The following is a 9,795-nucleotide window of genomic DNA, read 5'->3' as shown; positions in this document are numbered from 1 at the left end:
AGGGCGGGGGAGTCACCGGTGGGCCGAACCCGGGCGGTGGAGGCGGCTGGCTCATGAGGCACTCCCGTAGGAAAGCAGTCGTGCCTGCTCACCCGCGTCGTCGCCGGAGAGCAGGGAGTTCGTCAGGAAGAAGCGCCCGCCGTGGTAGGCGTACACGCCCGCCATCGCCTCGTACTCGAGCGGCATTGCCGTCTTTCCGAACTTCAGCACCGTCTTGGCTGCGCCGCCCTTGGGCCCGATACGTACGATCCGGCCGGGCATGTCCGGCCTGCCCTTCACGTACGCGAGCAGCGACGATCCCGAGGCCACGACCGGCAGGTACTCCCGCTTTCCTTCCGGCACCGAGGCCCACTTGACCTTGCCGGTGTTGAGATCGAAGGCGACGATCCGTGTCGGGCCGAGAGCCTCCGGGTCGGCCGACTTGGTGGCCAGGTAGAAGGTGTCCTTGCCCGCGACGCCGCCGATGCAGTTCTGCGCGCCGCGCCCCGAGTCCCCGGCGCCCGCGCAGACATCGAACTTGAACTTGCCACCGTTGAGCGACGATCGCAGTTTGCCCTTGCCCGTCAGGGCGATCACCGACCAGTTGAACTGGTCGGCGGATTCATGGACGGACACGACCAGCGGGTTCACGGAGTAGACCTTGCCGAACTTCCAGGGCATGACCTTCTTGGTCTTCTTGTCCTTGAGCTGGTAACGCCACCTGATCTTGCCGGACTTGGGGTCGACCTCCTTGATCTGCCCGGTCACGTCCTTCTTGCCCATGCACCAGTCGAGGACCAGGAGCTTGGGGCCGCCCGCGACGTCGTTCGGGTGGCAGCCGCCCGTCTTCTCCTCGCGGAGCTTGAACAGGGGTTTGCCGTCGGAGACTTGGTAGGCGTCGGCCATCATGTTGCGGCCCACCAGCACCGTGTTCCCCGTGATGGCCAGGTGGATGATGATGGTGTTGTCCTCGGAGCCCTTCTCCTCGAGCTTCTTGCGCCAGCCGCCGGCCCCCTTCTTCAGGTCGATCATCTGCAGGTGGTTGCAGGTGCCCTTCGACTTGCCGGGATCGCGGTACGCGACGACCACCTTGCCGTCCGTCGTGGGATTCACCGGGGTGTCGCAGACCGCGGCGGGCAGCGGAATGCTCCAGGCCTTGGTGCCGTCGGCGACCTTGTACGCGGTCACCTCCCGGTACAGGGCCTGGATCACGAGGCCGTCGACGAACCACAGATCATGGGCCAGGGTGTTGTCGCCCGGCAGATCCTGCTCGTTCTTCGCGTACCAGGCCTTCGCCTCGTCCTTCGCCAGGCCCGCGTTGATGTCCTCGGGCAGCGCGGGCCCCGTCGGCTTCGGCTTGCTCGGCGTGGCCGACGCGGACGGCTTCTTCGCGTCCCCGGCCTCAGTACGCGGCTTCTTCCCGTCCCCGTCGCCGCCGAGCGCGTACACCCCGGAGCCGACGAGCAGCAGGGCCGCGACGGCCGCACCGGCCACGAGCACCGTCCGGCGCTCCCAGCGCGGCAGCCGCGAGGCCAGGCTGCGCCTGGGCCGGCTGTTGCTGTGCGAGAACTGGGACAGTGGCTTTGAGTCCGGTCCGCGCTCCGGCGGTGGCGGCGGCTGGCTCATCGATGGATCCCCCACGTGGTCAACTCCCCGTTTCTGGAAGTAATTTCCAGAAGTTCGTTCTGGTCGACGGTCAGAGTAGCGACCCCGGGCGGACAGAGTGGTGCGTTCACGAGGGGATACCGTGGTCGCCATGAACGTGATCCGTCTGCTTCTCGTCGACGACGACCCCCTGGTCCGGGCCGGGCTCTCCTTCATGCTCGGCGGCAGCGAGGACATCGAGATCGTCGGTGAGGCGGCGGACGGCAGCGAGGTGGCCGCGCTCGTGGACCGCACCCGGCCCGATGTGGTCCTGATGGACATCCGGATGCCCGAGGTCGACGGCCTTGCCGCCACGGAGGAGCTGCGGTCCCGAAAGGACGCCCCCGAGGTCGTCGTGCTCACCACGTTCCACGCCGATGAGCAGGTGCTGCGGGCGCTGCGCGCGGGCGCGGCCGGCTTCGTGCTCAAGGACACCCCGCCCACCGAGATCATCGCGGCGGTACGCCGGGTCGCGGCCGGGGAACCCGTGCTCTCGCCCGCGGTCACGCGCCAGTTGATCACTCAGGCGGCGAGTCCGGAGGCGTACGGCGGACGGCGGCAGACGGCCCGTGAGCGGATCACCGCGCTCGCCGAACGGGAGCGGGAGGTCGCCGTCGCGGTCGGCCGGGGGAAGTCCAACGCGGAGATCGCACAGGAGCTCTTCATGAGCGTCGCCACGGTGAAGGCCCACGTCAGCCGCATCCTCACCAAACTGGACCTGAACAACCGCGTCCAGATCGCGCTGCTCGCCCATGACGCGGGGCTTCTGGAGGACTAGCGCCCGCCGTAGCACCCGCCGCGTGGGTCATGACCTGGGTGCGTCCGCCGGGGTGCGCGGCGCCGGACCGCCCGGCAGTATCGGCGCATGGGGACACAACCGCGCATCGTGGAGCGGACCGCGCAGCCGTTCGTCGGCGTCCGGGGCCGCGTGACCTGGTCGACCTTCGGCCTGATCGCCGACCGGCTGCCCGAGATCGTCGGCCTGCTCGCCGAGCGGGGCATCGCACCGGTCGACGGACCGTTCTTCAAGTACGAGCTGATCGACCCCTCGGACATGGAGCGGGAGCTCGAGGTGGTGGCCGGAGTGCCGGTCCACGAACGGGTACGCATCCCGTCCGCCGATGTGTTCGCGGGCATCCTGCCCGCGGGGCAGTACGCGACGGTCCACCACATCGGCCACCCCGACAAACTGCTCGGCGTCGCCGACTCCCTGCTCAAGTGGGGACACGCCAAGGGCCTGAAGTGGGACATGGCCCGTACCGACGAGGGTGAGGTGTGGGGCTGCCGGCTGGAGAGCTATCACACCGATCCGCGTCTGGAGCCGGACCTGGAGAAATGGGAGATAGAGCTCTCGTTCCGGCTCGCGGACTACTAGCGGTGTGGTCAGGCAATGAGGTCACCGCGGTGCGGTCAGTGCGTCACCGGGGTGCGCGCACCGCCCAGGAAGACGGCGAGACCCGTGTCGAAGTCCATGGCGGAGGGCACGAACAGGAGCGTCTCGTCCGGGGCGACGTAGACCTTGCCGCCGCCGCGGCCCCGCTGGACGACGCACACCCCCGCGCCGTCCGCCAGCTCGACGACGTTCGGTTCCGCCCCCTGCGCGGGCGCGCCGAGGAACGCGATGCCGACCCCGGCCAGGTGTTCCGGTTCCATGGCCCGCCCCTCAGTCGGTCTCGATGCCACGCGCGGCGAGCCGCTCCCGCTTGTCCGGTGCGCGGAGCGTGCCGTCGTCCACGAACGTGACACGCTTGAGGTTGGGGAGCAGGGCGAGATCGTCCAGTGAGTGGATGTCGAAGAGTTCGTCCTCGCCGCCCCAGGCCGGCGCGCAGTGCCAGTAGATGTCCAGGCCCGCGTCGAAGCAGAGTTCCTCGACGCCGGCGAGCAACTCGTCGCCGATCTCCAGGGCCTCGAAGTACCGGCGGGACACGTCGAGGACCTCGAGGTCGATCTCGTTGCGGAGGACATGGGACGCGGGGTCGCTGACCCCCTGTTCCTGCATGCGGGAACCGAGGTCGTACGCGGGGGTGAGGACGCGCTGCCCGTACATGAGCTCGTCTATGACGACCAACTTGAAGTTGAACTCCTGGAATTCGGCCATGCGGGGATGTCTATCACGGGCCTGACGGGGCTCCGGAAGGCGGGAGTGGCACGGCACGGATGGGCCGCCGCCCCGTACGGCGGCGGCCCATCCGCTCGGCTCACGCCGCCTTGCGGCCGCGTGCCCGGTGCCCCGCGATCAGCTCCGCGTACCGCCGGCCGCTGCCCTTGACGGTGCGCCGCTGCGTCGCGTAGTCGACGTGCACGAGTCCGAAGCGCTTGTCGTAGCCGTACGCCCACTCGAAGTTGTCGAGCAGCGACCACGCGAAGTACCCGGCCAGCGGCGCACCGCCCGCGACCGCGCGGGCGCAGGCCGCGAGGTGTTCCTCCAGGTACCGGGTGCGCTCGGGGTCGAGCACGCTGCCGTCGGGGCCCGGGGTGTCCACGTAGGCGGAACCGTTCTCCGTGACGTACAGCTGCCGTGGTGCGTATTCGCGTGTGACCCGCAGCAGGATGTCCTCCAGGCTCTGGGCGTGCACCTCCCAGTCCATGTACGTGGTGGGGGCACCCTCGACCGGCACCTGCCGCGCGAACGGGGCGGGTCCGGTGGGGTCGTCCTCGACGACCTGGCGGAAGTAGAAGTTCACGCCCAGCCAGTCGAGCGGGGCGGCGATCAGCTCCAAGTCGCCTTCCCTGACCGGGAGTTCGACCCCGTACACGTCCAGCATGTCCTGCGGGTAGCCGCGCCCGAAGACCGGGTCGAGCCACCAGCGGTTGGTGTGGCCGTCCGCGCGCCGGGCCGCCGCGATGTCCTCGGGGCGGTCGGAGGCCGGGACGATCGGGCTGAGGTTGTTCACGATGCCCACCCGCGCGCCGGGGACCGTCGCGCGCAGCGCCTGCGTCGCGAGGCCGTGGCCGAGGTGCAGATGGTACGAGGCGCGGACGGCCTGTTCGAGATCGGTCACGCCGGGGGCCATCCGGCCCTCCAGGTGGCCGATCCACGCCGAGCACAGCGGCTCGTTGAGCGTGCACCAGTCCTTGACCCGGTCGCCCAGCTTCTCGCCGAGCACGGCCGCGTACTCGGCGAACCGCTCGGCCGTGGCCCGCTCCGGCCAGCCGCCGCGGTCCTGCTGCCACTGCGGCAGATCCCAGTGGTACAGGGTGAGATGAGGGGTGATGCCCGCCTCGCACAAGCCGTCGACCAGCCGGTCGTAGAAGGCGAGCCCCTCGGCGTTCACCGCACCGTCGGCGCCCGGTACGACGCGCGGCCAGGCGACCGAGAAGCGGTAGGCGTCCGTGCCGAGTTCCCGCATCAGGGCGAGGTCCTCGGGCCAGCGGTGGTAGTGGTCGCAGGCGACGTCACCGTGGTCGTTCCCGTCGATCTTGCCCGGCGTATGGGAGAAGGTGTCCCAGATCGAAGGGGAGCGGCCGTCCTCGGCGACGGCGCCCTCGATCTGGTACGCCGAGGTGGCCGTACCCCAGACGAAGTCCGCGGGCAGGGGGCGAAGGTCGTCAGCCGAAGTCACGAAGTGCCTTTCCGGTCACGGGAGTTGTGGTGAGCGTCTCTTGACGTATGAGCGTCATTTCACGGCCCCTGCGGTGAGGCCGGCGACGAGATAGCGCTGGAGCAGCAGGAACCCGGCGACCACCGGCACGCTGACGACCAGCGAGGCGGCCATGACCTGGTTCCAGTAGACGTTGTTCTCGGTGGCGTACGCCTTGAGGCCGACCGAGAGGGTGCGGGTGGTCTCGTTGGTCATCACCGACGCGAAGAGCACCTCGCCCCAGGCGGTCATGAAGGCGTACACGGCGACCGCGACGATCCCCGGGACGGCGGCCGGTACGACGACACGGAACAGCGCGCCGAGCGGACCGCAGCCGTCCACCATGGCGGCCTCGTCCAGGTCGCGCGGGATGGACGAGAAGTACCCGATCAGCATCCAGATCGAGAACGGCAGCGAGAACGTCAGATACGTGAGGATCAGGCCGCCGCGCGAGCCGTACAGCGCGATGCCGGTCTGGTTGCCGATGTTCACGAAGATCAGGAACAGCGGGAGCAGGAAGAGGATCCCCGGGAACATCTGCGTGGACAGGATGGTGACCGTGAAGACCCGCTTGCCGCGGAACCGGTAGCGGCTCACCGCGTACGCGGCGAACACCGCGATCACCACCGAGCAGACGGTGGCCGCGCCCGCCACGATCAGCGAGTTCATGAAGTAGCGGGCCAGCGGCACCGTCTCCCAGATGTCGACGTACGGCCGCAGCGTGAAGCTGTCCGGGATCCAGGTCCACTCACCGAGCGTGTCCTCGAGCGGCTTCACCGAGGCGGACAGCATCACGTACACCGGCAGCAGTGCGAACACGGTGAGCAGCGTCAGGACGATCCGCCGGGTCCAGACGAAGGACCGCGGGGCTGCCATGGGGCTCACAAACCGATCAGGCATCGGCGCCCCTCCTTCCACGCGAGGTGAACAGCAGATAGACGGCCGTCACGAGGAGCAGGAACAGCAGCAGGAGTACGGACATGGCCGATCCGGAGCCGAAGTTCCAGGTGATGAACGACGAGTCGTAGATATGGATCGAGACCAGGTCGGCGGCCTCAGGAGCGCCCTTGCCGAAGAGCAGGAACGGGGTGTTGAAGTCGTTGAAGGTCCACAGGAAGAGGACGAGGACCAGGACTTGGTTCACGGGCGCGAGCGAGGGCAGTGTGATCCGGCGGATCTGCTGCCAGATGCCGGCGCCGTCGATCGCGGCGGCCTCGTACAGCTCCTTCGGGATGTTCTGGAGACCGGCCATCAGCATCAGGAAGGCGAACGGCCAGGTCTTCCAGACCGCCACGATCGTCAGAGCCCAGAAGCTGTTGTCGCCGATCAGCCAGAAACTGTCGCCGCCGAGCACCGAGTTCACCAGGCCGTTGTCCCGCTGGAACATGAACGCCCAGGTGATCACGGCCGCGTACGCCGGCAGGGCGTACGGCGTCAGGAAGACCGCGCGCAGCACACCGCGGCCGCGGAAGTTCTCCTGCATCAGGATCGCGGCGCTCACACCGAACAGCCAGGAGAAGCCGACCGCGAGGACCGTGAAGGAGCAGGTCACCCAGAAGGAGTGGAGCAGGTCCGCACCGATCGGTGCGTCGAAGTCCACCGCGAGACGGAAGTTCTCCAGGCCCGCCCAAGGAGCGTTGCCCCAGTCGCGGATGTAGAACTGCGTGAGTTCTTTGAAGGCCATCACGATGCCGACGACCATCGGCACCAGGTGGATGACCAGTTCGAGGACGAGTGCAGGGAGCAGCAGCAGATACGGCAGTCCACCGCGCCGTATCCGGTCGGGTATCCGCAGCCGGCGGCGGCGGGGCGGACCCCCGGCGGGGGAGCTCGGAGCTTCCCCCGCCGCGGGCGCCTTGATGTCGAGCGAGGTCACGAGGCCTTACCTCAGCTCTTCGTCATCTGCTGCTCGGCCTTGCCGAGCGCGGCCTTCACGGACTCCGTGGTCACCGGCCGGCCCGCCGCCGCGTCGGCGAACAGGTCCTTGATGGCCGTCCCCACCACGGTCTCGAACTGCGACTCCTCGGGGACCTGCGGCAGCGGGGCCGCGCTGGTGGCGAGGACGTCACGGAGCACCGAGGTGTCCGGCTTGTCGAAGGCCGCGTCCTGCTGGGCCGTCTTCACCGGCGGGATCGAGCCGTACGTGGAGTTGAGGATCTTCTGCTCCTCGTCCGAGGTCATGAACTTCACGAAGTCCAGGGCGCCGTCGAGGTTGTCGGTGTTCTTGAAGACCGAGATGTTGATCCCGGCCACCATCGAGTTGATCTGCTTGTCCTGGCCGGGCGTGCCCGACTGCACCGGCACGGGAGCGACGCCGTACTCGCTCTCGTCCATGCCCTGCGACTTGAAGGTGGACGCGGCGGCCTGCCAGAGGACCATCGCCGCCTTGCCCTTGGAGAAGTCGCTCAGCGACTGGTTCTGGGCGTACTCGGCGGCGCTCTTGGTGGTGATCTTGTCCTTGGCCATGAAGTCCACCCACTGCTTCACGCCCGCGACCGCACCGTCCGAGGTGAAGTCGGGCTTGCCGTCGGCGGTGAAGAAGTCGGCGCCGTGCTGCTTGGCCAGGACGAAGGCCTGGTGGATGTGGTTGGAGAGATTGCTGCCTTCAAGAGCAAGACCGTAGGTGTCGCCCTTGGTGACCTTCTTGCCGGCCTCGACCAGCTCGTCCCAGGTGGCCGGGGGCTTCTCTATGCCCGCGTCCTTGAACATCTTTTTGTTGTAGTAGAGCGCGTACGACAGGGAGTACAGCGGCACCGCCGCCGGGTCCTTGCCCTCCGCGCCGGCCGACGCGACCGCTGCCTCGGTGAAGCGGTCCCGGCCGCCGATCTTGTCGAAGCTCTTCGCGTCCCACGGAAGCAGCGCACCGGTCGCCTGCAGCGAGGCCGACCAGGTGTTGCCGATGTTCAGGACGTCCGGACCCTGCCCCGAACTGGTCGCCGCCAGGATGCGGTTGAGGAGATCGGACCACGGGATGACCTCGAGCTCGACGTCGATCCCGGTCTGCTTCTCGAACTTCGCGATCTCCTTGGTGAGAATCTTCTTGTCGGCCTCGATGCTCGGCCCCTGGTTCGAGGCCCAGTACGTGAGCTTCTTCGGGGCTTTGTTGCTGCCTTCGTCGTTGGTCGCCGTACCGCCGCCGCACGCAGCGGCGGTCGCGGTCAGGGCGATGACGAGGGCGGTGGCTGCGGCGGCTCGCATTGTGCGCATGAGGGCCCCTCTCCAGGGGGTGGCCCCGTTCAACTCATGAACGGGCGTCACGGCTAAATTCAAGGCGTGAGTTAAGTAGTAAGAGAAGGGGGCGTCAAGAGCTCGCGCACGAGTTGACCAGCACGTTATGGTCACGGTCGTAGGGGAGTTGAGCCCCTGTCCGCGGTGGAGAGGGGAGCGACGATGGCACAACCACACCGGCGCACGGTGCGTGACCTGCGGCGCAGCAACCGCTCGACCGTGCTGACCAAGCTGTACTTCGAGGGCCCGCTCAGCCGGCAGGAGCTGGGTCCGCTCACCGGACTCAGCTCCGGTTCGATCAGCAATGTCGCGGGCGAACTGATCGCGGACGGCCTGGTCGAGGACGCCGGCTCGGTGGACTCGGACGGCGGACGGCCGCGCACGCTCCTGCGGGTCGCGCCCGGCAGCGGGCATCTCGTGGGCGTGGACGTCGGCGAGACACGGGTACGCGTGGAACTCTTCGACCTGACGCTGACCGAACTCGCCCGCGCCGACCTGCCGTTGCCGCCCGACGGACATGACGTCGAGCGGGTGGTGCGGCTCATCGGTGAAGGGCTGGGGCAGGTGATGGCGCAGGTGCCGCCTTCGACTCTGCTGCTCGGCATCGGCGTGGGCGTCCCCGGCATCGTGGACTCCGGCTCGGTCGTGCACGGCCAGACGATCGGCTGGGACGCGGTGCCGCTCGGCTCGCTGCTGCGTGCCGCCGGGCAACTCCCGCCGGATATACCGCTGTTCATCGACAACGGCGCCAAGACCCTGGGCCGCGCCGAGATGTGGTTCGGCGCGGGCCGCGGCGCGCGCAACGCCGTGGTCACCCTGATCGGCTCGGGCGTCGGCGCGTGCGTGATCGCCGACGGGGTCCCGTACCAGGGGGCGAGCAGCAGTGCGGGCGAGTGGGGCCACACGGTGCTGCAGGTGAGGGACGGGCGCGCCTGCCGGTGCGGCTCCCGCGGCTGTCTCGAGGCGTACGTGGGCGCCGAAGCGCTCCTGGAGCGGTGGTGCGAGCGGGGCGGCACCTGGTCCGCGCCGGACGAAGAGGGGGCGCTCGCCGAGCTGTTGGCCGCCGCCGATACGGGCCCGCTGCTCGACGAGACGGCCGAGTACCTGGGCGCGGGCATCGCCGACCTGGTGAACCTCTTCAACCCGGAACGCATCGTGGTCGGCGGCTGGGCGGGCCTGCTGCTCGGCCCCCGGCTGCTGCCGGCGGTCCGCGCGGCGGCGGCCTCGTACGCGCTGCGGCATCCCTTCGCGGGGACATCGCTCGTGCTCGGGCAGCTGGGGCCGGACGCGGTGACCGTGGGGGCCGCGACCCTGCCGCTGGCCAGGTTCCTGGAGACCGGGGGTTCGGTGCGGGGGAAGGTGG

Annotated in this window: 10 protein-coding genes; 3 read left to right on the top strand and 7 right to left on the bottom strand. The window is 68.8% G+C overall.

The features are described from left to right. Window positions 1-51: 51 nt before the first annotated feature. Window positions 52-1,605, bottom strand: a complete 1,554-nt coding sequence (locus tag G6045_RS36245; RefSeq protein WP_165336474.1) for an outer membrane protein assembly factor BamB family protein — start codon at window positions 1,603-1,605, stop codon at window positions 52-54. A 130-nt stretch (window positions 1,606-1,735) separates the two neighbouring features. Between G6045_RS36245 and G6045_RS36240 the strand changes: the two genes are divergently transcribed. Both G6045_RS36240 and G6045_RS36235 read left to right on the top strand, forming a co-directional pair. After that, the gene (locus tag G6045_RS36240; RefSeq protein ID WP_165336473.1) at window positions 1,736-2,401 is read left to right on the top strand and encodes a response regulator transcription factor; all 666 of its coding nucleotides are present in this window, start codon (window positions 1,736-1,738) and stop codon (window positions 2,399-2,401) included. Between the two features lie 87 nt (window positions 2,402-2,488). Continuing rightward, window positions 2,489-2,998, top strand: coding sequence for a GyrI-like domain-containing protein (locus G6045_RS36235; protein ID WP_165336472.1), 510 nt, complete (start codon window positions 2,489-2,491; stop codon window positions 2,996-2,998). Between the two features lie 35 nt (window positions 2,999-3,033). Here the strand turns inward: G6045_RS36235 and G6045_RS36230 are convergent, their stop codons facing one another. From G6045_RS36230 to G6045_RS36205, 6 genes are all read right to left on the bottom strand, one after another. Next, window positions 3,034-3,276: a hypothetical protein gene (locus G6045_RS36230; protein WP_165336471.1), complete on the bottom strand. Its 243-nt coding sequence runs from the start codon at window positions 3,274-3,276 to the stop codon at window positions 3,034-3,036. Between the two features lie 10 nt (window positions 3,277-3,286). Next, window positions 3,287-3,721 carry a DUF6892 domain-containing protein gene (locus G6045_RS36225; protein ID WP_165336470.1) on the bottom strand — a complete coding sequence of 145 codons (435 nt, stop codon included), beginning with the start codon at window positions 3,719-3,721 and terminating at the stop codon, window positions 3,287-3,289. 100 nt (window positions 3,722-3,821) lie between these two features. Next, window positions 3,822-5,186, bottom strand: a complete 1,365-nt coding sequence (locus G6045_RS36220; RefSeq protein WP_165336469.1) for a GH1 family beta-glucosidase — start codon at window positions 5,184-5,186, stop codon at window positions 3,822-3,824. Window positions 5,187-5,240: 54 nt separating this feature from the next. Beyond that, window positions 5,241-6,080, bottom strand: coding sequence for a carbohydrate ABC transporter permease (locus G6045_RS36215; protein WP_165336475.1), 840 nt, complete (start codon window positions 6,078-6,080; stop codon window positions 5,241-5,243). Window positions 6,081-6,096: 16 nt separating this feature from the next. After that, window positions 6,097-7,065, bottom strand: a complete 969-nt coding sequence (locus G6045_RS36210; protein ID WP_328708027.1) for a carbohydrate ABC transporter permease — start codon at window positions 7,063-7,065, stop codon at window positions 6,097-6,099. A gap of 26 nt (window positions 7,066-7,091) precedes the next feature. Continuing rightward, window positions 7,092-8,411, bottom strand: a complete 1,320-nt coding sequence (locus tag G6045_RS36205) for a sugar ABC transporter substrate-binding protein (protein ID WP_165336467.1) — start codon at window positions 8,409-8,411, stop codon at window positions 7,092-7,094. Between the two features lie 183 nt (window positions 8,412-8,594). On the opposite strand from G6045_RS36205, the gene G6045_RS36200 reads away from it, so the two are divergent. Beyond that, the coding region (locus G6045_RS36200) for an ROK family transcriptional regulator (protein WP_165336466.1) at window positions 8,595-9,795 on the top strand (1,201 nt) is incomplete at its 3' end.

The sequence above is a fragment of the Streptomyces mesophilus genome, assembly GCF_011044995.1.
Classification (GTDB): Bacteria; Actinomycetota; Actinomycetes; order Streptomycetales; family Streptomycetaceae; genus Streptomyces; species Streptomyces mesophilus.
Note: the sequence above shows the minus strand (reverse complement) of the source record. Positions and strands in the feature narration are given on the sequence as shown.